Source organism: Actinorugispora endophytica (genome assembly GCF_004363075.1).
In the GTDB taxonomy this organism is placed as follows: domain Bacteria; phylum Actinomycetota; class Actinomycetes; order Streptosporangiales; family Streptosporangiaceae; genus Actinorugispora; species Actinorugispora endophytica.
On record NZ_SNYN01000001.1, the window covers coordinates 790,796 to 810,516 of the forward strand.

The 19,721-nt window shown below is 71.7% G+C and carries 21 protein-coding genes and 1 pseudogene; 10 read left to right on the forward strand and 12 right to left on the reverse strand.

What is annotated here, in order from left to right:
* Positions 1 to 77: 77 nt before the first annotated feature.
* Positions 78 to 299, reverse strand: a complete 222-nt coding sequence (locus EV190_RS23860) for a hypothetical protein (protein WP_133739953.1) — start codon at positions 297 to 299, stop codon at positions 78 to 80.
* Between the two features lie 329 nt (positions 300 to 628).
* Between EV190_RS23860 and EV190_RS03795 the strand changes: the two genes are divergently transcribed.
* Genes EV190_RS03795 through EV190_RS03805 form a run of 3 tightly spaced genes read left to right on the forward strand, consistent with a single transcriptional unit; the run spans position 629 to position 2,569 of the window.
* Positions 629 to 1,243 carry a hypothetical protein gene (locus tag EV190_RS03795; protein WP_133739954.1) on the forward strand — a complete coding sequence of 205 codons (615 nt, stop codon included), beginning with the start codon at positions 629 to 631 and terminating at the stop codon, positions 1,241 to 1,243.
* Positions 1,244 to 1,247: 4 nt separating this feature from the next.
* Positions 1,248 to 1,856, forward strand: coding sequence for a hypothetical protein (locus EV190_RS03800; protein ID WP_133739955.1), 609 nt, complete (start codon positions 1,248 to 1,250; stop codon positions 1,854 to 1,856).
* Between the two features lie 8 nt (positions 1,857 to 1,864).
* Positions 1,865 to 2,569, forward strand: a complete 705-nt coding sequence (locus EV190_RS03805) for a hypothetical protein (protein WP_133739956.1) — start codon at positions 1,865 to 1,867, stop codon at positions 2,567 to 2,569.
* A 93-nt stretch (positions 2,570 to 2,662) separates the two neighbouring features.
* Here the strand turns inward: EV190_RS03805 and EV190_RS23260 are convergent, their stop codons facing one another.
* A complete protein-coding gene (locus EV190_RS23260) occupies positions 2,663 to 3,940 on the reverse strand; it encodes a hypothetical protein (protein WP_166655365.1) in 1,278 nt (425 codons plus the stop codon).
* 145 nt (positions 3,941 to 4,085) lie between these two features.
* Here EV190_RS23260 and EV190_RS03815 point away from each other — a divergent pair, with 145 nt between their 5' ends.
* Positions 4,086 to 4,961: an NUDIX hydrolase gene (locus tag EV190_RS03815; protein ID WP_208113007.1), complete on the forward strand. Its 876-nt coding sequence runs from the start codon at positions 4,086 to 4,088 to the stop codon at positions 4,959 to 4,961.
* Positions 4,962 to 5,001: 40 nt separating this feature from the next.
* Here the strand turns inward: EV190_RS03815 and EV190_RS03820 are convergent, their stop codons facing one another.
* On the reverse strand, positions 5,002 to 5,958 hold the full coding sequence (locus EV190_RS03820; RefSeq protein WP_133739957.1) for a hypothetical protein: 957 nt from the start codon (positions 5,956 to 5,958) through the stop codon (positions 5,002 to 5,004).
* Between the two features lie 256 nt (positions 5,959 to 6,214).
* Here EV190_RS03820 and EV190_RS03825 point away from each other — a divergent pair, with 256 nt between their 5' ends.
* The gene (locus tag EV190_RS03825; protein WP_133739958.1) at positions 6,215 to 6,889 is read left to right on the forward strand and encodes a lytic polysaccharide monooxygenase auxiliary activity family 9 protein; all 675 of its coding nucleotides are present in this window, start codon (positions 6,215 to 6,217) and stop codon (positions 6,887 to 6,889) included.
* A gap of 79 nt (positions 6,890 to 6,968) precedes the next feature.
* On the opposite strand, the gene EV190_RS03830 is transcribed toward EV190_RS03825, so the two are convergent.
* The 6 genes from EV190_RS03830 to EV190_RS03855 form a co-directional block, all read right to left on the reverse strand.
* Positions 6,969 to 8,102: a 2Fe-2S iron-sulfur cluster-binding protein gene (locus EV190_RS03830; protein ID WP_243742316.1), complete on the reverse strand. Its 1,134-nt coding sequence runs from the start codon at positions 8,100 to 8,102 to the stop codon at positions 6,969 to 6,971.
* Positions 8,099 to 9,766: a hydroxylamine reductase gene (hcp, locus tag EV190_RS03835; protein ID WP_133739959.1), complete on the reverse strand. Its 1,668-nt coding sequence runs from the start codon at positions 9,764 to 9,766 to the stop codon at positions 8,099 to 8,101. Before hcp ends, EV190_RS03830 begins: the two co-directional genes overlap by 4 nt.
* Before the next feature lie 146 nt (positions 9,767 to 9,912).
* Positions 9,913 to 10,656 (reverse strand): Crp/Fnr family transcriptional regulator, encoded by a 744-nt coding sequence (locus EV190_RS03840; RefSeq protein ID WP_243742317.1) that lies wholly within the window; start codon positions 10,654 to 10,656, stop codon positions 9,913 to 9,915.
* Between the two features lie 109 nt (positions 10,657 to 10,765).
* Positions 10,766 to 10,900, reverse strand: coding sequence for a methionine/alanine import family NSS transporter small subunit (locus EV190_RS03845; protein WP_133739960.1), 135 nt, complete (start codon positions 10,898 to 10,900; stop codon positions 10,766 to 10,768).
* Positions 10,900 to 12,441 carry a sodium-dependent transporter gene (locus EV190_RS03850; RefSeq protein ID WP_133739961.1) on the reverse strand — a complete coding sequence of 514 codons (1,542 nt, stop codon included), beginning with the start codon at positions 12,439 to 12,441 and terminating at the stop codon, positions 10,900 to 10,902. The genes EV190_RS03845 and EV190_RS03850 overlap by 1 nt, the downstream gene beginning before the upstream one ends.
* A gap of 497 nt (positions 12,442 to 12,938) precedes the next feature.
* Positions 12,939 to 13,574, reverse strand: coding sequence for a TetR/AcrR family transcriptional regulator (locus EV190_RS03855; RefSeq protein WP_133739962.1), 636 nt, complete (start codon positions 13,572 to 13,574; stop codon positions 12,939 to 12,941).
* A 109-nt stretch (positions 13,575 to 13,683) separates the two neighbouring features.
* On the opposite strand from EV190_RS03855, the gene EV190_RS03860 reads away from it, so the two are divergent.
* Both EV190_RS03860 and EV190_RS03865 read left to right on the forward strand, forming a co-directional pair.
* Positions 13,684 to 13,890 carry a hypothetical protein gene (locus tag EV190_RS03860; RefSeq protein ID WP_133739963.1) on the forward strand — a complete coding sequence of 69 codons (207 nt, stop codon included), beginning with the start codon at positions 13,684 to 13,686 and terminating at the stop codon, positions 13,888 to 13,890.
* 50 nt (positions 13,891 to 13,940) lie between these two features.
* Positions 13,941 to 14,594, forward strand: coding sequence for a DUF5701 family protein (locus EV190_RS03865; RefSeq protein ID WP_133739964.1), 654 nt, complete (start codon positions 13,941 to 13,943; stop codon positions 14,592 to 14,594).
* A gap of 47 nt (positions 14,595 to 14,641) precedes the next feature.
* Here EV190_RS03865 and EV190_RS03870 read toward each other — a convergent pair whose 3' ends face one another.
* On the reverse strand, positions 14,642 to 15,298 hold the full coding sequence (locus EV190_RS03870) for a hypothetical protein (protein WP_133739965.1): 657 nt from the start codon (positions 15,296 to 15,298) through the stop codon (positions 14,642 to 14,644).
* Positions 15,299 to 15,772: 474 nt separating this feature from the next.
* Between EV190_RS03870 and EV190_RS23640 the strand changes: the two genes are divergently transcribed.
* Both EV190_RS23640 and EV190_RS03890 read left to right on the forward strand, forming a co-directional pair.
* Positions 15,773 to 16,471, forward strand: a complete 699-nt coding sequence (locus EV190_RS23640) for a hypothetical protein (protein WP_208113008.1) — start codon at positions 15,773 to 15,775, stop codon at positions 16,469 to 16,471.
* A 655-nt stretch (positions 16,472 to 17,126) separates the two neighbouring features.
* Entirely contained in the window at positions 17,127 to 17,684 is a 558-nt protein-coding gene (locus tag EV190_RS03890; RefSeq protein ID WP_133739966.1) for a GNAT family N-acetyltransferase, read from the forward strand.
* Between the two features lie 59 nt (positions 17,685 to 17,743).
* On the opposite strand, the pseudogene EV190_RS03895 reads toward EV190_RS03890, so the two are convergent.
* Both EV190_RS03895 and EV190_RS03900 read right to left on the reverse strand, forming a co-directional pair.
* Positions 17,744 to 17,977, reverse strand: a pseudogene (locus tag EV190_RS03895) (transposase); the annotation flags it as partial.
* Positions 17,978 to 18,023: 46 nt separating this feature from the next.
* The gene (locus EV190_RS03900; protein ID WP_449181592.1) at positions 18,024 to 19,373 is read right to left on the reverse strand and encodes an IS30 family transposase; all 1,350 of its coding nucleotides are present in this window, start codon (positions 19,371 to 19,373) and stop codon (positions 18,024 to 18,026) included.
* 151 nt (positions 19,374 to 19,524) lie between these two features.
* Here EV190_RS03900 and EV190_RS03905 point away from each other — a divergent pair, with 151 nt between their 5' ends.
* Positions 19,525 to 19,716 carry a hypothetical protein gene (locus tag EV190_RS03905; protein ID WP_133739968.1) on the forward strand — a complete coding sequence of 64 codons (192 nt, stop codon included), beginning with the start codon at positions 19,525 to 19,527 and terminating at the stop codon, positions 19,714 to 19,716.
* The last annotated feature ends 5 nt before the right edge of the window (positions 19,717 to 19,721 follow it).

The window sequence follows — 19,721 nt, forward strand, 5'->3', positions numbered from 1 at the left end:
TTTTTGGGGTAAATAGAACACCGCCGCACCCGTGCTCCCCTCCCACAGAAAGCACGGGTACAGCGGCGGCGGGCCGGTCAGGCCGCGGGCTTGTCGGCCCCGTCCTTCTCGGCGGGCGCCGGGGCCTCCTCCTCGGGCGCGGGCGCCGGAGCGGGCTGCTGCTCCGGGTCGGGCTCGTGCCGGGTGGGCCGCAGCTTCGCCGTCGCGGGGGCCCCGGCCGGAGTCCGGTCCCCGAACCCTTCGACGATGGCCAGGAACTCCGCGTCCACGGCGGCCTCCACGGCCGGCAACTGCACCATTCGCACTCCTGAACTCCTGTGGTGAAGGGGGGACAGCGAACCGCCGTCCCGCGACCAGGACGCCACGATGACCCGGTCGAGGGGCGGCGAAATTCCCACTGCCGCCGACCGGCGAACGCGGGCCGTCCTCCCGCGAAACCCGTCGTACGGAGCGGTTCCCACCCTAGGAAGGGCCTCTTCCAAGCCGCTTTCGATCCGCTTACGGCGGTCCTCCGGCAGAAGGGCACCCCGACTGTACTGCCCCGCCCGACACGGCCCAAGCACCGCGGCGGTGGCCTGAAGAGGACGCGCCCATGCCCCGAACGGGCCATTGACCCTAGAATTCCGGCGTGGCACACCACGCACCCGCACAGGAACCGCAACCGGTGGACATCCTCCCCCAGGGCCCGGTCGCGCGCGTTCTGGCCATGGGCGGGTTCGTCGGGGTCGCCGGAGCCCTGGTCCTCACGCTCTGGCAGGTGGGCGGGCTGGAGAAGGCCCCGCCGCCGGCACCCGTCCCGCCCGGGACCGAGGTGCGCAACGAGCTGTTCGCCCTCACCGTCACCGGGCCCCGGGCGGTGGTCGCGGACGACGACTTCGAGACCCGGGTCCAGGTCAGCGGCGAGTTGACCTCCCTCTCGAAGGAGCCGGTGCGGGTGTCGGACCTCAACTCCGTGTTCGCCCCGAAGCTGGCGCCCGGGGACGCGGCGCTGACCACCTCGTCCCTCCGGATCCGGTTCGACCGCTCCCCCGAGCGCTTCGTCACCTACCTCCAGCCGGAGGTGACCGAGCGGGTGACGCTCAGCTGGGCGGCGCCCGAGGGCGCGGCCGCCGCCGAGGCCGAGGAGGTCCTGCTGGCCGTCACCGGCGCCGCGTACGAGCCGGGGTTCACCGACCAGCGCCTCTCCTGGTGGACCGACAACGAGGTTCTCCAGGTCGTCGGGCTTCCGATCGAACAGGGATGAGGCCGTGACCCGCGACTTCCGGCGACGCGTCGGCGTCTTCGCGCTCTCGGTGGTCCTGCTCGTGCTGATCGGCCTCGCGCACCAGACGTACCCGACCCGGAACGAGCTGACGGCCCCCATCAGCCACCGGGGTGACGCGGGCGCGCCCGTGGACGCCAGGCGCTTCGCCATCGAGGTGGACAGGGTCGAACTGGCCCGCGCCGTCAACGACCCCGAGTCCTCCCCGGACTCCGCCGAGGCGGGGCCCGGCCTGGTCTGGGTCGTGGTGTGGGCGACGGTGACCGCCACCGAGGAGCCCCTCCGGATCGGGAACCCGGTGCTTCTGGAGACCGCGGACGGCTACTCGTTCGCCGGCGACACCACCATGGACAGCCCTCTCAACGGCTTCTCCGTGGTCCAGGAGCCCGGCCTCGGCCGGTACGGCGCGTTCGCGTTCGAGGTCCCCCGGGAGAGGCTCTCGGACCTGTCCCTGCGGGTGACCGCGTCCGGCGACCTGGACACCCGGCTGAGCGCCCAGGCGGTGGTCGACCTCGGGCTGGACGCGGCACGGTTGGAGGAGATGCTCGACACGGCGGCCGACTCCGTCGAAATCGCCCCTCCCGAGTACCGCTAGGCGAGGCCATGCCACCGACCGATCCCCGCCCCTTCCGCTACCGGGTGACGCCGCCCCCGCAGGCGCCGCCTCCCCGCCCGGAACCGCCGGAAGCACCGGAACCGCGGCCGGCCGTCCCTCGGCGCGCCCCCTGGTGGCGGCGCCGCCACCTGCCGTCCGCGCTCGCCCTGCTGGTGCTGCTCCCCCTCGGGGTGGGCGTTCCGTGGTGGCTCGAACGCGAGGACCTCCTGGCGGAGGGGGTCATGGCACCCGAGGCGGTCCCGGTTCCCGGGACCACGGGAAGCCTCTCCGGAAGCGAGTGGGAGTTCCGCGGGATGGTGCTGGGCGAGACCGGCGGCTTCGGCGAGCCCCTGCCCGACGGGGTCGAGCTGGTCGACGCGGTGTTCCTCGTGACGCCCGGGGACGCCTCCGCCTCCGAGCTGCTCCTGGCGTCCTGCGAGTTCCTGGCCGTGGACGGCCGGGGCCGGACCTGGACGCAGACCTCCGCCTACGCGGGGCGGGTGATGCCCGAGGAGGTCGGCTCGACCTCGTTTGGCTGCGCCGGTCCCGACGCCGAGGCCATCGCCCCCGGCAGCGAGCAGGGCCTGGTCGCCACCTTCCTCGTGCCCGAGGACGCCGTGGACTCCCTGCGGTTCGAGGTCAGAGCGGACACCAGCGACGACCCCGAGGCCCCCCGCCCGGCCGCCGTCTCCTTCCGCGCCGACTCCGCCTAGTGTCCTCTCCCCGGTGATCGTGGCCTTTCCGGGGTCTCGAAGGCGGTTGAGACCCCGGAAAGGCCACGATCACCGGGGAACCGGCGCGGAACGCTAGAACCGGTCGGCGGCGCGACGAGCGCGGCGGCCGACGCTGCGGGTGCCCAGGCGTCGCAGCGTCATCTCGAAGGCGGCGGCGAGCAGGCACACCCGCGCCAGCTCGTGCAGCGCGTCCAGGACGAAGCCGACCGGGCCGAGCCACTGCCACCACCAGGCCAGGAACTCCTGCGGGCCGACCAGGACGTAGACCCCGCGCTCCAGCCAGCCGAAGCCCAGCTCCAGCAGCACGTAGTACAGGCAGTAGGAGAGGAAGAACACCGGTCCCACGCGCAGGACGAACCGGAGGGCGTTGAGGAACGGGGTGTACTTCCCGCGCAGGTCGCGGCCGACCAGCCGACCGAACCCGCGCAGCAGGCCGCGCGCCCCGCCGGGCCCCTGCTCGGGGGACCGCCCGCCCCCGCCGAACATGGGCTGCTCCTCGTCCACCTCGGCGCCGAAGACCACCGCCACGATGGTCAGCCACAGCAGGGGTTCGAGCAGCCCCTCCTTGAGGTGCTCCCAGAGCTGGGCGACGACGAGCAGGGCTGCGGCGTAGGCCTCCACCGCGGGCAGCCTGGTGACCTCCTCGACCGTCAGGAGCAGGCCCTCGACGGCGAAGGCGAGGTCCGCCATGAACACCCGGCCGGCCAGCCACTCCTGGGCCCGGGCCACCAGCCTGGTGACCGTGAAGACCGCGAAGAACATCCAGTTCGCCTCGAACACCGCCGTGAGGAGGCCGAGCCACCGGTCCCCGGCGCGCCGGTACAGGCCCTCGAAGACCGTCCGCCCGAGCCAGCAGGCGATGGCGACCACCAGCGGCAGGCCGGCCGACTCGATGTCGGACAGCTCCAGGTAGGCGTCCAGGCCCCGGTCGTTGGCGACGCTCGTGGCGTACTGGCGGAACTCCTCGGCGAACATGCCCCAGGCGCTGTAGAAGAGCAGGAACGGCAGGATCGCCATGGTGACGGCGTCCACCACCCGCCGCTCGCGCTCCGCGAAGGGGACCCCCGCCCGCTCCCCGATCCCGGGCAGCTCCGTCGCGAGCGTGGGCATGCCGGGGGCGAGCAGGTGGAACATGATGATCGTGACGGCCAGCGTGACCAGCACGGCCAGGCTCAGCCCCGCCATTCCCAGCAGCCGGTGGACCCCGGAGAGCCACACCATCGCGTGGACCAGCAGATCATGCAGCAGGGTGCCCGCCGTGTACACGCACAGCAGCGGAGCCCAGTACCGCCGCAGCAGATCCGCGGCGTAGAGGGGGGTCATCGCGGCGTTGGACGCCATCCTGTTCATCGCACCGCGATCCTAGGCCACGGCCCCCGGGACCGGTCCGCTCCGGTTTTCCCGTTCCCCCGACCAGGGGAAGCCCCGACCGGGCATGCTGGTTATGCGACATGCGGGGCCGGACGCGGCCCCGCCGAACGACGCTGGAGGTCTGATGCTCAAAGGCGACGGTGACGGCTGGGTGGTCCTGCCCGACGGCTCGCGGCGGTGGGGGCTGCACGGAGCCTCGGGCCTGCTCCTGCACACCCTCGACTCGGCCGGAACCGGCCAGGTGCTGCTCCAGCACCGCGCGGCGTGGACGCATCAGGGCGACACCTGGGGCCTTCCGGGCGGCGCCCGCAACAGCGGGGAGTCGTCGGTGGAGGCGGCGCTGCGCGAGTTCGGCGAGGAGGTCGCGGGGGAGCTGGGCGTGCTGTCCCTGGCGGGGATCCACCGGCAGGACCACCAGGTCTGGTCCTTCGACACCGTGCTGGCGAGCACCCCCGAGCAGGGGGTCTTCTCCCCCGGCAACTCCGAGAGCAAGAGCATCCGCTGGGTGCCGGTGGACGAGGTGCCGTCGATGGAGCTCATCCCGGCGTTCGGCCGGGTCTGGCCGCAGGTCGAGACCGCCCTGTCCGAGCGGCTGCTGCTGATCGTGGACGCCGCCTCCGTGGACGGCCGCGCGGACGCCGGGCGGCTGCGCGACGACCTGGCCGGGCTGGCCCGCGCGGGGATGCCCGGGGCCTCGCTGCCGCCGGGGGTCCCGTTGACCCCGCTGCACCACCGCTTCCCCTCCGTGGTGCTGGTGGTGGAGGAGTCCGCCCGCTCCCTGTCCCCGGCCCCGGGTGTGGAGGTGCTGCCCGCCGCGGGCGGGAGCGCCGAGGCGATCACCGAACTGGTCCGGCTGCGCTCGGACCGGGCGTGCGCGGTGGTCGCCACCGCCGACCGGGCCCTGCGCTCCCGCTGCGCCGCGGCGGGCGGCCATCCGGTCTCCCCCGCCTGGCTGCTGGGCGCCGTCGGGATGACCGAGGCCGCGGACCTGGTCGGCTGACCGGGCGCCCGCCGCCTCCCGCGCGCCCGGAGGCGCGGGCTCACCCCGGGCACGCGGGGCAGTGGCCGCGGGTGCGCTGCTGGTAGTCCCAGGTGGCGCAGGTCAGGGCCGCGGCCCAGAGCAGCCAGGACAGGTAGAACGTCACGTAGACCCACGAGCTGATCCCGCCGATCGCCGTGAGGAGGCCGTCGTCGAGCAGGGTCCGCCCGGCCACGTACGCCGCCGGCAGGCCCACGGTCCCCAGCACCACCGCGCTGAACCAGCCGCCCGCCAACAGGAGCCACCGGGGCGCGCCGAACCCGCGCGGATGGGCCAGGGCCAGGGACAGGGCGAGGCCGACGAGCACCGGGAGCACGGGGAGCCACGCCAGAGCGTCGTGCGCGAAGGTGTCGTCGGAGGCCAGGCCCACGTTCACGCCCAGCATCCACAGGGTCTTGAGAACGGGGTACGGCAGCGCCGCGACGACGGCGACGACGGCGGGCCCGCGCGCGGGAGTCCGCGGCGGCGCGCCCGGTACGCGACCGCAGCGCGCACACGCGTTCGCCGTGGCGCGGGCGAACCGCAGCCCCGCCACGGCGACGAGCAGCGCCGCCGCCAGCGCCGTGAGGCGTACGGGCACGCCCGGCCAGTCGACCTCGGCGGGCATGACGTCCGCGCCGGTCACCAGCGAGGCGATCCTCAGCAGGTCGAACACGAGGCCGCCGGAGGTCCACAGCAGCGCGACGGCCGCGACCCCGATCACGGCGAGGAGCGCCGTCCTCGACGCTTCCCCCCACCGCCGTCCGGCGAGGGAGGCGAGCATGCCGCCGGTGCCCAGGGCGGCCGCGAGGACCGGCAGCCCTGGTGGGACGAACGCGTCGGTGTAGTCGGCGGCCCCGGGGAGCAGCGGCCCGGCCGCGACCGCGATCGCGGTCAGGGCGGCGGCCGCGGCGGCCGCGAGGCGCGGCTCCGGGGCGCCGGTCCCGGAGTGCGACCGCCTGGGATGAGTCGTGTTCACGGCCACCAGCCTGCCGGGCCCCGCTCGCGCGCGGATCCCGCCCGGGAGCGAGGGCCGTCCCCCTGGGGAGGGAAGCCGGACGGCCCGCCGGAAGCCCCGGAGGCGAACTCTCCGAAGCGGTGTCAACGCGGAGAGTGGAAAATCTTCCCCTCCAATGCAAACTGTGTGTTTCGTCTCAGTTTCGAAGGGTAAAAATCCTAGGGATGGGAGCGCTCCCATTGTCCGGACCCCACAACCGGAAAACGGAGACCGCACGATGCACTCTCGAAGAGGAACCACGTCCTCCCGCCGATCGCTCCGCGCCCTGGCCCTGCTGTCCGCAGCGCTGTTCCCGCTGATGGCCTGGGCCACCCCCGCCGCCGCCCACGGATCGATCATCGACCCGGCGTCCCGCAACTACGGCTGCTGGGAGCGCTGGGGCAGCGACCACCTGAACCCCGACATGGCCCAGGAAGACCCCATGTGCTGGCAGGCGTGGCAGGACAACCCGAACGCCATGTGGAACTGGAACGGGCTGTACCGCGACAACGTCGGCGGCGACCACCAGGCGGCGGTTCCCGACGGGCAGCTGTGCAGCGGCGGCCGGACCGAGGGCGGCCGCTACGACTCCCTCGACGCCGTGGGCCCGTGGACGACGACGGACGTCGACGCCGGCGCCTTCTCGGTCCACCTGTACGACCAGGCCAGCCACGGCGCCGACTACTTCCGGGTCTACGTCACCGAGCAGGGCTTCGACCCCGAGACCCAGGCCCTGGGCTGGAACGACCTGGAACTGATCCGCCAGACCGGCAGCTACGCCCCCAGCCAGAACATCACGGTCACCGGCCTCAGTGCCCCCGGGCGCAGCGGCCACCACGTCGTCTACACGATCTGGCAGGCCTCCCACATGGACCAGGCGTACTACCTGTGCAGCGACGTGAACTTCGTCTGATCCGCTGATCCACGCCGTTCCCACCGGGCCCGCCCGACGCCACGGCGTCCGGCGGGCCCCTCCGCCTACGGGCGCCCGCTCACGTCGGCAGGAAGCGTTCCCGGAAGACGTTCCCCTCCGGCACGCCGCCCTCGACCGCCGCCTCCACCACCGAGTCGATCAGCGGCGGCGGCCCGCACACGTAGACGTCCGGCCGCGCGGCCTCGGTCTCCAGGCCCGCCCGCACCAGGTCGGCCGGGGTCCCGACCGGCCCCCGCCACCCCGCTCCGGGGCGCCACACGCAGACGTCGTACTCGAAACCGGGGAGCCCGGGGACTCCGGAGACCGGGGCGGCCTCCGCGGCCAGGGCCCGCAGCTCGGGCAGGCCGAAGACGTCCGCTTCCCCGTTGACGCCGAGGACCAGCCGCACCGGGTGCGGCTCCTGCCACTCGACCATGTGCCGCGCCATCGCCAGCATGGGCGCGAGGCCGGTCCCCCCGGCGACGAGCCAGCGCGGCCGGAGCCCGGTCTCGCTCAGCCCGAAGGCGCCCTGGGGACCCCGGACGACGAGCGGATCGCCGGGGCGGGCCCGCTCCCGGAGGTGGCCGGAGAACCGGCCGCCGGGCCGCAGCCTGATGAAGAACTCCATCAGGCCGTCCCAGTTGCCGGTGTTGGCCAGCGAGTACGCCCGCTTGACGTCCTCCTCCCCCGGCGGTTGCAGCTCCACGAACTGGCCGGGTTCGAACTGGCAGCCGGGTCCCTCCTCCGGATCGGGTTCGAGCCGTACCTCCAGCCGGACGGTCTCCTCGGCGACCTCCTCCAGCGCGGTGATCACGCCCTCGCGGACCGGGATCGCGCCGCGCAGGACGCGCGAGCCGTCGTAGGGAAGCGTCGCCGTCAGGGGGCCGCGGGGGAACGTGCGGCACAGCAGCACGCCCCCGCGGTCGCGCCGCTCGTCGGGCGGCAGCGCCTGCGGGCTGTGCGCGCCCAGCCGGTACTCCCCGCTCGTGGCGGTGGCGTGGCAGGACCCGCACGTGCCCTGCCGGCAGGAGGCCGGAAGGGTGACCCCGGCCTCCGCCGCGGCCTCCAGCACGCTCTGCCCGGAACCGCAGCAGAACTCCAGCGCCTCCCCGTCGGTGGTCGACAGCGTGACGGGGTGACGCCCGCCGGAGTCGCCTTCGGCGCCCGGCGGCACCGGGGGCGACTCCGGCCCGGCCGGGGGCGTCACGGTCACGACCGCACCTCGCGCAGCGCCGCGGCCACGTCGGCGACCGGGTCGTTGATCGTCCGCAGCCCGAACCGGTCCACGAACTCCCGGACCAGGTCCGGCGTGAGGTAGACCGGCAGCGTGGGACCGAGGTGGATGCCCCGGAAACCGAGCGCCAGCAGCGTGAGGAGCACCGCGACCGCCTTCTGCTCTGTCCAGGAGATCACCAGGGTCAGCGGCAGGTCGTTGATCCCGCAGTCGAACGCCTCGGCCAGCGCCATGGCGATCCTGATGGCGGAGTAGGCGTCGTTGCACTGCCCGACGTCGAGCAGCCGGGGGATCCCGTCGATCTCCCCGAAGTCGTGCCGGTTGAAGCGGTACTTGGCGCAGCCGAGGGTGAGGATGACCGAGTCCGGGGGCGCCCCGAGCGCGAACTCCGTGTAGTAGCTGCGGCCCGGGGTGGGGCCGTCGCAGCCGCTGATCAGGAAGAAGTGCCGGATCGAGCCCCGCTTGACGGCGTCGGTCACCCGGTCCGAGAGGGAGAGCACCGCGTCGCGCCCGAAGCCCACCATGATGGTCTCCTCCGGCTCGGTCTCCCGGTATCCGGGCAGCGCCCGCGCTGCCCGGACCACGGGGGCGAAGTCGCCGTTCGCGACGTGCCGCACACCGGGCCACCCGACGGGGCCCGTGGTGAAGATCCGCCGCCGGTAGGAGGCGTGCGGCTCGATGATGCAGTTCGACGTCATCAGGATCGGCCCGGGGAACCGGGCGAACTCCTGCTGCTGGTCCTGCCACGCCCCGCCGTAGTTGCCGACCAGGTGCGGGTACCTCCTGAGCAGCGGGTACCCGTGCGCGGGGAGCATCTCCCCGTGGGTGTAGACGTTGACGCCGGCGTCCTTGGTCTGCTCCAGCAGGTCGCCCAGGTCCCGCATGTCGTGCCCGCTGACCAGGATCGCCTTGCCCTCGACCGGCGTGGTGCGCACGGCGGCGGGCTGCTGGGCGCCGTAGGTCCCGGTGTTGGCGGCGTCGAGCAGCTCCATGACCGCGAAGTTGAGGCGGCCCAGGTCGAGCGCCCGTTCCAGCAGCTCTTCGACGTCGACGGGTTCGGTGGCCAGGTAGGCGAGCGCCGATTCGACGCCGCCGAAGACCTCGGCGCTGTGGCGGCCGAGCACGTGCGCGTGGTGGGCGTACGCGCAGATCCCCTTGAGGGTGTACAGGTGCAGCGAGCGCAGTCCGACGACGTCGGGGCCGACGAGGGCGAGACCGGCGTCGACGCGGACGTCGGCCGCCTGGCGCAGCAGTCCGTCCGTGTCCGGCGCGGGCTGCCACGCGGCGGGGCCGTCCGGCTCCTCGGGCGTCAGCCCGCGGGCGCGCGCCGCCTCGCCGTACGCGTCCCTGACCCGGTCGCGGACCGCCGCGGCCTCCCGCAGGAGGCCGACGAACCGGGTCTGGCTGAAGTTGACGTTGGTGAGCGTGTTGAACACCGAGAAGAGGATGAAGCCCGCCGCGTCGTCGTCGGGGGCGGCCAGCGCCCGGGCCCTGGCCGCGTACTGGGCGATGCCCTTCACCGCGTGGACCAGCAGGTCCTGCAGGTCCGAGGTCGGGGCGTCCTTGCCGCAGTTGCCGACGGGGCCCCCGCAGCCGGGAACGGCGCCGGTCCTGTCGGTCTGCTCGCACTGGAAGCAGAACATACGTGGTCCTTTCACGGACTCGTCGTCTCCGTCGGCTCCGGAGGTGGTCGGAGCCGCGGGGCGAACGTAGACCGGTGCCCCGCCCTGTTTCCTTGACCCGCGTCAATCGGCGGCCGACTGTGAGCGGGATCCCACCGGCGTCCCCGCTACTCCAGCCGGGCGGCCAGCCGGGGGACGTCGTGCAGGGTGATCCGGTGCCCGTCCACGCTGATGAGACCGTCGGCGGAGAGGTCGTGCAGGACGCGCGAGAACGTCTCCGGCGCCAGGTTGAGCCGGGAGGCGAGCACCTGCTTGCGCGCGGGCAGCCGCACCTCCCCCCGGGGCGTCCCGTACGCCTCGGCCTCGCTCAGCAGCAGCCCCACGACCCGTTGCGCGCTCGAACGCAGCGAGTAGGACTTCACGTCCTGCACCAGGCCGCGGAGGCGGCCCGCCATGTTCGCCAGCATCCGGCGGGCGAACCCCGGGTCCCGGTCGAGCAGGCCGAGCACCGCCGCGCTGGACACGGCCAGCAGTTCCGTGCGGGCCAGCGCGGTCGCGGTGACCGGGTAGTCGATCCCCTCGAAGACCACGGCCTCGCCGAAGCCCTCCCCCTCCCGGATGATCTCCATCACCTTGCGGGCGCCGTCGGGGGTCGAGACCGTGATCTGGACCTGTCCCCGCAGCACGAAGAAGAACCCGCGGACCGGGTCTCCCTGGTGGAAGACGATCTCACCCCGGTCCAGCGCCACGAACCGGCAGCCCGCGGCGACGGCTCGGAGCTGGTCGGGGGTGAGCCCCCTGAAGAGTTGCAACCGCGACAGCAGGCCGGGCAGCGGCATGGCCGTCGGCTCCCTGTCGCGTACCGTGTGTGACGACCCGGGGGCGTGGTCGCCGAAGGCTGCGATCGGCATGCGGCGTCTCCTGATCGGGAGGGGCGGGCCGGAACCGGGCGTCCGCGCGGTTCCGGCCCATTCCGTTAATCGGTCGCCCCCAGTGTCTCCCCGCCTCCGGAGACGCCGCTCAGACCCCCGGTCCCGCCGGGGTTTCGTCTTCGGGGCGCTCCGGATGGCGGCGCAGCTGGACGATGGCGGCGACCAGGCCGCCCCAGACGATCACGATGGACACGATCATCATGACGACCGCGCTTGTCGACATCAGTTCTTCCCTTCTTCCCGTGTGACCGCTCCCGTGTCCGACCCCGCCGAGGCGGGCCCGGGGCCGCCGCGCCAGGGAACCAGCGAGACGAGCACGCCGACGAGCAGCGCGGCCCCGGCGACGCCCCAGCCGGCCCAGAGCAGGAACCCGGTCGGGTAGTCCTCGTAGTTCTGCGCGAACTCCGCGCGCAGGCTGTCGACCATCATCCAGCCCAGCACCAGCGGGGTGACCGCGCCGAGGCAGACCAGCCACCAGCGGCCGAGCGGCACGGCGGAGGTCTCGTTGGCGTGCCTCTGGAGCGAGGGAAGCCGGCGCAGCACCCAGCCGACGACGACCACCACCACGAGCCCGGCGAGCACGATGCCGTACTGGTTGATGAAGTGGTCGGCCGTGTCCAGCAGGTAGACGCCCCCGTCGGTCGGGAACACCAGGACCGAGACCAGGGCGATCGCGCCGCCGACGCCGAGGACCGCCGGGAGCCGCCCGATGCCGGTGCGGTCCCGCACCGCCGAGACCACGACCTGCACGATGCTGATCAGCGAGGTCAGGCCCGCGACCACCAGCGACGCGAAGAACAGCACGCCGAACAGGCCGCCCAGCGGCATCTCGGAGATGACCGTGGGGAACGCCACGAACGCCAGACCGATCCCGGCGGCGGTGACCTCGTTGACCGCGACGCCCTGAGCCGTGGCCATGAAGCCGAGCGTGGCGAACACGCCGATGCCCGCGAGGAGCTCGAACGAGCTGTTGGCGAAGCCCGCGACCAGCGCCGAACCGGTGAGGTCGGAGCGCTGCCGCAGGTACGAGGCGTACGTGATCATGATGCCGAAGCCGATCGACAGCGAGAAGAAGATCTGCCCGTACGCGGCGACCCACACGCCGCCGTTGCCCAGCACCGACCAGTCGGGCGTGAACAGCGCGTCCAGACCGGTCCACGCGCCGTCCAGGGTGAGCGCGCGGCCGACGAGGACGACGAAGAAGACCACCAGCAGGGGGATGAAGAGCTTGTTCGCCTTCTCGACGCCGTTGCGGATGCCGAGCGCCAGGATGGCGAGGACGACCACCCAGACCGCGATCAGGGGCCAGAGCACCCCGCCGACGTAGGAGGAGACCGTCCCGGGCGCCTCGGCGGCCTGGAGGAAGTCGCCGAAGAAGAAGGCGTCGGCGTCGTCCCCCCACTGCTCGCCGAGGGAGAAGCCGATGTACCGCAGCGCCCACGCGATGATGACGGCGTAGTAGGCGGCGATCACGAAGCAGATCGCGACCTGCCACCAGCCGATCGCCTGGGCGGGCTTCGCCAGCCCGCGGAAGGCCGCCGGGGGCGACTTCCGGAACTTGTGGCCGATGGAGTACTCGAGGACGAGCAACGGGATGCCCGCCGTGAGCAGCGCGATCAGGTACGGCAGCAGGAAGGCGCCGCCGCCGTTCTCGTAGGCGACGGCGGGAAAGCGCCAGATGTTGCCGAGGCCGATCGCCGATCCGATCGCGGCGAACAGGAAGCCCGAGCGGCTGCCCCATTGCTCGCGGGATGGGTTGGACATGGTCATGTTCTCCTGGTTGTTCTTCTGTGTCTGGCCGCACGCTAGCAATGCGCCTTTCTCCGAACGCGGTCGCCACCGCTTGTCGGGGCGCGGTTTCGGGAGTCTCCGACGCGGGGGTGGTTCGCGCACGGGTGCTTCGGGGGCCTTTCGGCCTCATGTCGTGCGGATCGCGGGGTCACGGCGGGCGGCGACGGCGGGCGCGGGTCGGGGCCGCGCCCATAGTGTCCGCTGTGTGGGGTTTCGTTGTCGGTCGTGGGCTTTCCGCCCGTTTCGAGGCCGGGAAGGGCGGAAAGCCCGTGATCATTCGGGGGCAGAGCGGGACCGGCCCTCGGACCGCCGCGTCACGGGCGCCCGGCGGGGACGCGCGGGCGTCCGGCCCCGCCCGCCGTCGCCGCCCGCCGCGAAAGACCCCGAGCGAACCCCGACCCGACAGAGCCCCGGACACCCCCGCACCGGAAAATCCGTTCCGGATGGCGCGGGCCGCGTCCGGCGGCGCGTCACTTCACGGCGTAGTCGGCGAGCGACCCCTCCAGCAGCGCGAAGACGCGCCGGGCCGAGGCGGCCACCGCGTCGGCGATCCGCTCGTTGTCCCGGCCGTCGAGGGTCAGCTCCAGGATCCGCTGGAACAGGATCCGGTGGGCGCCGCCCAGCTGGGCCGCCGCCGCCCGGGGGGTGATGTCGTCGGGGGCGGCGCCGGTCTCGGCGGCGAGGAGCCCGGCGAGCGCGGCCTCGCGCTGGTCGTGCAGGTCGCGCAGGCGGGCCAGCAGCGTGGGGCTGTCCGCGATCATCCGGGCGAACACCTCCCCGGAGAACCCGATCACCGGGTCGCGCCGCTCCACCCCGTCGAGGAACCCGCGGCGCAGCGCCGTGAGCGCCGACTCCCCCTCGGCCCGGCCCGAGACGGTCCGGGAGAGGCCCGCGACGAACTCCTCCTGGTGGTCGAAGGCCAGGTCCTCCTTGCGGGCGAAGTAGTTGGTGACCGTCTTCTTGGAGACCCGGGCGGCCGCGGCGATCTCGGCGATCGTCGTCGTCTCGAAGCCGTTCTCGATGAAGAGCCTGGTCGCGTGGTCGGAGATGAGCTGTCGGGTCTCCTGCTTCTTGGACTCGCGGAGTCCCGTCGTTTCGTTACCCATGGGAAAATCTTACACTCGTCATAAATTTCTACTTGACGAACTGATTATCTTGAGGGTAAGTTTACGTCCGTAGCAAGTTTCCCTTGAGTCGTCCCCGGAAAGGCAGAGATTGGAACCCTCGCTCACGATCGACATCGCCGCCGCCCTCGACCGCGAGAAGACCGCGCCGGGCCGGCAGGCCGCTCCTCCCGCCCACGTCCCGCCGTTCACCCCGCGGGGCCGTGGAACCGGGCGCTCCGGACACGTCCCGTCGTCCGCCGCTCCGCGCGGGGACCGCTTCCGGCCGGGCAACGCCCCGCGCAGGCGCTCGTACTGACGGCCGCCCGCAGTCCCTCTCTCTCCCGCCTACGCCCAGGAAGGCCGCCCATGACCGAGTTCGACGCCGGTACCGAGTTCGACCGCCAGGTTCGGACGCTGGTCGACAAGGGCTACCCGGGCCTCGCCGGGATGACGGAGGCGGCGTTCCGCGCGCTGCTCGCGCCGCTGCGCGGGCCCGTACTCGCCCGGGCCGCCGCGATGGCGCCGCCCTCGGAGGGGCGGGTGCCGTTCCTGCTGGTCGCCACCAGGGCGCTCGTACCCCTCGAGGAGTCGGTGCCGCTGACCGCGCTCGCCGGGAAGAGCGCGCCCGGGGTCATCGAGCGCTTCTACGCGCCGGGCGAGCTGGAGCGGTTCGTCTCCCTCCGGGAGCTGGCGGTCCCCGAGGAGAAGGCGTACGTCGTGTTCGACGTCGACCGGGGCGAGGAGTTCTGCGGGGTCGTCCCCCTGGACGCGCTCGCCTCGGTCGCGGAGCGCGGCCGCACCCCGCTCACCATGGAGGAGGGCGTCGCGTTCGTCACCCAGTACCCGGAGGCACTGGCCAGGAACAAGTGCTTCTCGCTCGGCGGCACCCGCATGGGGGGCGGGGACCGGCGGGTCCCCGCCCTGTGGATCAGCAAGGGCGCCCCGAAACTGGGCTGGTGCTGGCAGGGCAACCCGCACACCTGGCTGGGCCTCGCCTCGGCCGGCGGCCGGGACCGCTGAGCGCGGGAGCGGCGCGGACGGACCGCGCGCCGCGGCGGCCCCGGCCGTCAGAGGGCGTCGCCCTCCACGACGTGGCCGATCTCCGCGTGGATCTCCTCGGCGCTGGGCTGCGCGTAGAGCTCCGAGGGGACCTCCTCGTACTGCAACCACGACGGGCAGTCCGTGGTGAGGCCCGATCCGATGAAATGCCCGTTCGTCACCGTGAAGTCGCTCTCGTGGACCGTCCGGCCCGTGGCGAGCTCGTACACGGTGACGGAGAAGTCCTGACTGTGCATCGGGATCAGGTACTCACCGCCCCTTCCGGACCCGCTGTCGTACTCGCAGTCGTGGAGCTCCTCGCCCTTGCCGTGGCCCGTGGCGCAGACCAGGAGCTCGACCTCGTCGAGACCGGCCGGAAACCAGCCCTGGATGGGGGTCGCGTCCGGAGCCGCGTCCTCCCGCGCCTCGAGCAGGCGCGGTCCCGGGGAGGTGTCGGTGTCGGCGGCGGCGGCCTCGAAGAACATCGCGGGCGGATGCGGTCCGCCACCGGAGTACCCGGCCGCGCCGGAGTACCCCTCGCCGATGTCCTCGCACAGCACCCGCAGGTCGTCGACCTCCTCGATCGGGGGCTGCCCCAGGTTCCCGGGCACCTCGCCGGAGCATCCGGCGGTGGCGAGCAGGAGAGCGAGGGGAACGACGGATCCACGCACGACAGAAACGGGCATTCGGCACTTCCTGGGGTCGGGAACCGGAATCGGCCCGCCTGAAGCTACCGGCCGCCTACGACGGGGACCCGGCCGGTGATCCGGTCGGGAGCCCGCGGACGACCCGTCCGGCCGCGGCGGGGCCCGTTGGGCTGGTGAGCGCGGCAGCATGCATGGGGCCTCCCGGAGCCGACGGCGTACGCGGTCGCACGTCATCCGAGAGCGCTGACGGAGCGCCTAGCTTTGGATGCCTCCTGGCTCCCAGACGATGTAGTAGGTCACGGCATCACACATAGTCCGTCTCGGGGTGGGTCCACACGTAGTCCGCAGTCCGCTAAAGGGGGCCCGGGTGGCCTCCCCGTCCTGAACGAGCCTGATGGTGGAGGTTGAGCCCCGTGCGGCATGGGGGGCAGGATGAGTACGAAGCACCGGGCTTGGGGGTGGGCTACTGGACACGGTGCCGCGTGCCTGATCGGCCGAGATTCTCTTGGGGGGATGGGCAGCATGGTGAAGCGTGGTCACTGGCGGGAGTCCGACGGCTCTCCCATGAAGACAGCGGACGCCCGCGACATCTGGGCTGAAGAGGCGTACTCGCTGCTCGTTGACGTCGCACGCACCTATCACGCGGTCATCACCTACAAGGAGCTCGCAGAAAAGGTCCAGAAGACCTCCGGTATCCGCACTTCGGCTCTACTCCGCAACTGGATCGGCGCCGTGCTTGGCGTGGTCGTCCGTGAAGCGCACCGTCGTGGTGACCCGCCGCTGACCGCTCTGGTGGTGCACAGCGACGACGGCATGGTGGGTGAGGGATACAAGGAGGTTCTCTGGGTTGCGGGAGAGCCCCCGCTGGAGGACGTTTTCGAGCGCGAGCATCACGCGGCCGAGGCACGGTTGGCTTGCTACCGCCGCTTCGGCGCAACGCTGCCGCCCGACGGTGGTACGGCGGCACTCGCCCCCCGATTGCAGGCGACCGTTGAGCGCCGACGGCGGGCGGGTCCCCGGGCTGCGGGAAGGTGTCCGTTCCTCCCGGTGATCTTGACCTTTTCGGGGTCTCAGAGACGGTTGAGACCCCGAAAAGGTCAAGATCACCGGGAGGAACGGACATCGTGGACGCAGGCGCCTCGGACGGGGCCGGTCACCTGCGTTCATGGGCGTCCGGTCGTGAGAGCGGCCACCGGCTTCGGTCCCGTCTGAACGGCCGTGAACGGCACTGAATGAGACGGAGACTGAGACGGACGGATGGGCCGGGCTCGCCTCGCATCGTCGCTGTTGAAGGGGGTGTCATGGCTCTGGTCCGCAAGGGATCACGACGGATCGTTGTCGACGGTACGGCCTACCGCTGGCGGCTGCGTGGGAGGCCGACGTACTTCCAAGGCTTGGCCTGGTCGCCGTGCACGTTCGCGGTCGAGCATGCGGACACCCCGGGCATGATGCTCGTGGCCACCACCGACCAGCCGCATCCGAGCAACTGGATTGGTCACGAGGCCGAACCTGTACTGCCGTCCGGTGTTGCTGCGGCTGTTCGGGGTTGTACCTTGGCGGTGCGCGAGCGGCAGGAAGATCACGAGTTGGATGGTCCATGTGATGCGGTTGCTGTCGTGGGTGACGGCGACGGTGCAGGGCTCACTGCGCAGGAGGGTATGCCGTGTCGCGATGCGGCCTTGGTAGAGCCAGCCCCATGCCTCATCGGATGCCTCGGGGTCGAGTGCCGATGAGATGGTGCGCAGTGCGACGGCGCTTCGGCCCTTGCAAGCCGACCTTGAAGATGTGCGCTGGGGAGCGACCGGTCAAACTCCGAGGATGGTCCGCCTCACCGCTCCCGCCCTGCCCCGCGGGTAAGGTCCCTGGCATGTACCCGGTCACGCGTTCCGGTCCACGCATCGGCCTCCGCGAACTCACCATGGAAGACGTCGACGAGGTGCTCGCCGTCTACGGCAGCCCCGAGGCCACCGAGCACCTGTCGTTCGAGCCGCGCACCCGCGACCAGGTCGCCCAGATCGTGGCCCGGTCCATCGCGTCGGCCACTGAAGAACCCCGCGCCGAGTACGCCCTCGCCGCCATCGAGCGGGACACCGGGCGACTGGTCGGGTTCGGGCGGATCGCCATGGACCCGCACCAGCAGCGCGCGGCCACCTTCGGCTTCGCGTTGCGCCCCGACGCCTGGGGCGTCGGCTACGGGCTTGAGACCGTGCGCCTCCTGCTCGGCCTCGGCTTCGACGACCTGGGCCTGCACCGCGTCTGGGGAGCGCGTTCCCCGCTCAACGAGGCATCGGCGAAGACCATGACGGCCGCGGGCATGGTCGAAGAGGGCACCATCCGTGAACACATCCTGAAGGCCGGCAAGTGGCGCGACTCGGTCGTGCACGCCGTCCTCGACCGCGAATGGCGGCCGACCGCGCCGGAGTAACGGCACGGCCCACCACACGTGTGAACTGGTCCCCGATAGTTGGACCGGCTCATTGAAGGTTAGGCCGTCAGGGCCTGGGTTCGGTACTGCACCGGGCTCAGGTCCTCAAGGTAGGTATGCACCCGTTCGTTGTTGAACCAGGTGGTGTACTCGTCCAGCCGCCTGGTGAACGCCTCGATGTTGTCGAACTCGGCGTGGGTGTAGAACTCTTCCTTCAAGTGGCCGAAGAAGCTCTCGATCACCGCGTTGTCCAGGCAGTTGCCCTTGCGCGACATCGACTGGACGCACCCGGCCCCCGCGAGCAGACGCCGCCAGGACGCGTTCTGGTACTGGGCGAGTTCAACCAGTCGTTGCAACACCGGGCTGTTGAAGCGAGCGTAGCTGCTCGGCGAAAACCTCGGCCGGAGTCCGCCAGCCCAGGACCTTACGGGGCCGATTGTTCACCGCCAGAGCAACGGCTTCGAGGTCCTCAAACGACCACCGAGACAGATCAGTGCCCTTCGGGAAGTACTGGCGCAGCAGCCCGTTCGTGTTCTCGTTCGTCGGTCGTTGCCAAGGCGAACGCGGATCAGCGAAGAACACCTTCGTCCCGGTCTCGAACGTGAACTGGGCATGCGCGGACAACTCCTTCCCGCGATCCCAGGCCAGGGTCTTTCGTAGCTGCCCGGGTAGTTTCGCCATCGACACCGTCAGCGCCGCGTTCATCGCCACGGCACCGTAGCCACCAAGCGAGGGACCGTTCTTCACCGTCGGTTTCTCGCCCCAACCCTCCAACCGGGGCAGGTGCACCAGCAGCGTGGATCGGCTGCTGCGCTCCACCAGCGTGCCGATCGCGGACCGGCCCGTCCCGATGATCAGATCCCCTTCCCAATGCCCCGGGACCGCGCGATCGGCAGCTTCGGCGGGCCGCTGCGAGAGGACGACATCGGCGGTGACATGTCCTTGCGGCTTGTTGTGTGCCCGCTCTCTGGGAACCCGCAGCGCCCGCCCGGTGCGCAAACACGCGACCAACTCACGCTTGAGCGTGGCGCGCCCCTCGATGAACAGGGACTGGTAGATCGCCTCGTGGCTGATACGCGTGGACTCATCATCAGGGAAATCGAGCTTGAGCCGTTGGGAGATCTGCTGCGGGCTCCACGCCAAAGACCATCGCCTGTCCTGTCGACGCGGCTTGTTCAGCCCCTTCCACGTTGGTGTGTGGGGGCCGACGACGGTCGTGCCGTCAGGTCGGCGGACGCTCCCGGCGAGCCGTTCCCGCACGTACTCGCGTAACCGATCGTTGTCCATGAGCTTGGCCGTCTTGGGGCGCTTGCCGGTCTGCTGCGCCTTCCACTGCGCTACCAAGGCCCGGTATTCGGACTTGCCGCCCCTGGTCGCTGCGTTACGGCGCGGCTCACGCGAGATCGTTTCCGGATCGCGTCCGATCCTGCGGGCGATCTCTCGCACTCCGCACCCTTGGGCACGCAGCAGCGCGATCTCCTCACGCTCGGAGAAGGACAGGTAGCGGCCGGTGGGCTCGTCCAGGCTGATCGGCGGCATGCCGCCAGCGTGGCGGAACCAGCGGACCCCGACCGGCCATGACACACCAACGGCCTGCGCGGCCTCTACCGTGGTCACGCCTGACGCGATACGCCGCCAGAAGTCCCGCTGCACCGTACGAGAGGGCTCCGGGCGACCGGGTGAACGCATCGGTGGCCGTAGTGCCCGATCTGCTGCCCATTGCCGTCGTGCTCCCGCAGGCACCTGGGGTATCGGCTTCTTCTTGCGTTCCATCGCACACCTTCGTGATCGAGGTGTTGCGACGACCAGTTGAATCCGCCGCGGAGCCACCGACTCACCGATGCAACGCGTACGGCTGGACACCGCCCATGGCCACATCCTGCTCTCCGACACGGCGACCCGGGATGATGGGCTCCTCGTCCTCGATCAGGCCACGCGCACGGCCGCGCAGTACGGACTCGTCCACCAACTGCGCAGTATCGAGGGCATCAAGGCCATGAACGAGGGGTCGACCGCCCCCCGGCGACGGTGACCAGG

Excerpts from the sequence above, each read along its gene's own strand:
- EV190_RS23860 (WP_133739953.1), bottom strand. The coding sequence starts at position 299 with ATGGTGCAGTTGCCGGCCGTGGAGGCCGCCGTGGACGCGGAGTTCCTG.
- EV190_RS03805 (WP_133739956.1), top strand. The coding sequence starts at position 1,865 with ATGCCACCGACCGATCCCCGCCCCTTCCGCTACCGGGTGACGCCGCCC.
- EV190_RS23260 (WP_166655365.1), bottom strand. The coding sequence starts at position 3,940 with ATGAACAGGATGGCGTCCAACGCCGCGATGACCCCCCTCTACGCCGCG.
- EV190_RS03815 (WP_208113007.1), top strand. The coding sequence starts at position 4,086 with ATGCTCAAAGGCGACGGTGACGGCTGGGTGGTCCTGCCCGACGGCTCG.
- EV190_RS03825 (WP_133739958.1), top strand. The coding sequence starts at position 6,215 with ATGCACTCTCGAAGAGGAACCACGTCCTCCCGCCGATCGCTCCGCGCC.
- hcp (WP_133739959.1), bottom strand. The coding sequence starts at position 9,766 with ATGTTCTGCTTCCAGTGCGAGCAGACCGACAGGACCGGCGCCGTTCCC.
- EV190_RS03840 (WP_243742317.1), bottom strand. The coding sequence starts at position 10,656 with ATGCCGATCGCAGCCTTCGGCGACCACGCCCCCGGGTCGTCACACACG.
- EV190_RS03845 (WP_133739960.1), bottom strand. The coding sequence starts at position 10,900 with ATGTCGACAAGCGCGGTCGTCATGATGATCGTGTCCATCGTGATCGTC.
- EV190_RS03850 (WP_133739961.1), bottom strand. The coding sequence starts at position 12,441 with ATGTCCAACCCATCCCGCGAGCAATGGGGCAGCCGCTCGGGCTTCCTG.
- EV190_RS03855 (WP_133739962.1), bottom strand. The coding sequence starts at position 13,574 with ATGGGTAACGAAACGACGGGACTCCGCGAGTCCAAGAAGCAGGAGACC.
- EV190_RS03865 (WP_133739964.1), top strand. The coding sequence starts at position 13,941 with ATGACCGAGTTCGACGCCGGTACCGAGTTCGACCGCCAGGTTCGGACG.
- EV190_RS03870 (WP_133739965.1), bottom strand. The coding sequence starts at position 15,298 with ATGCCCGTTTCTGTCGTGCGTGGATCCGTCGTTCCCCTCGCTCTCCTG.
- EV190_RS23640 (WP_208113008.1), top strand. The coding sequence starts at position 15,773 with ATGGGCAGCATGGTGAAGCGTGGTCACTGGCGGGAGTCCGACGGCTCT.
- EV190_RS03890 (WP_133739966.1), top strand. The coding sequence starts at position 17,127 with ATGTACCCGGTCACGCGTTCCGGTCCACGCATCGGCCTCCGCGAACTC.
- EV190_RS03900 (WP_449181592.1), bottom strand. The coding sequence starts at position 19,373 with ATGCGTTCACCCGGTCGCCCGGAGCCCTCTCGTACGGTGCAGCGGGAC.
- EV190_RS03905 (WP_133739968.1), top strand. The coding sequence starts at position 19,525 with ATGCAACGCGTACGGCTGGACACCGCCCATGGCCACATCCTGCTCTCC.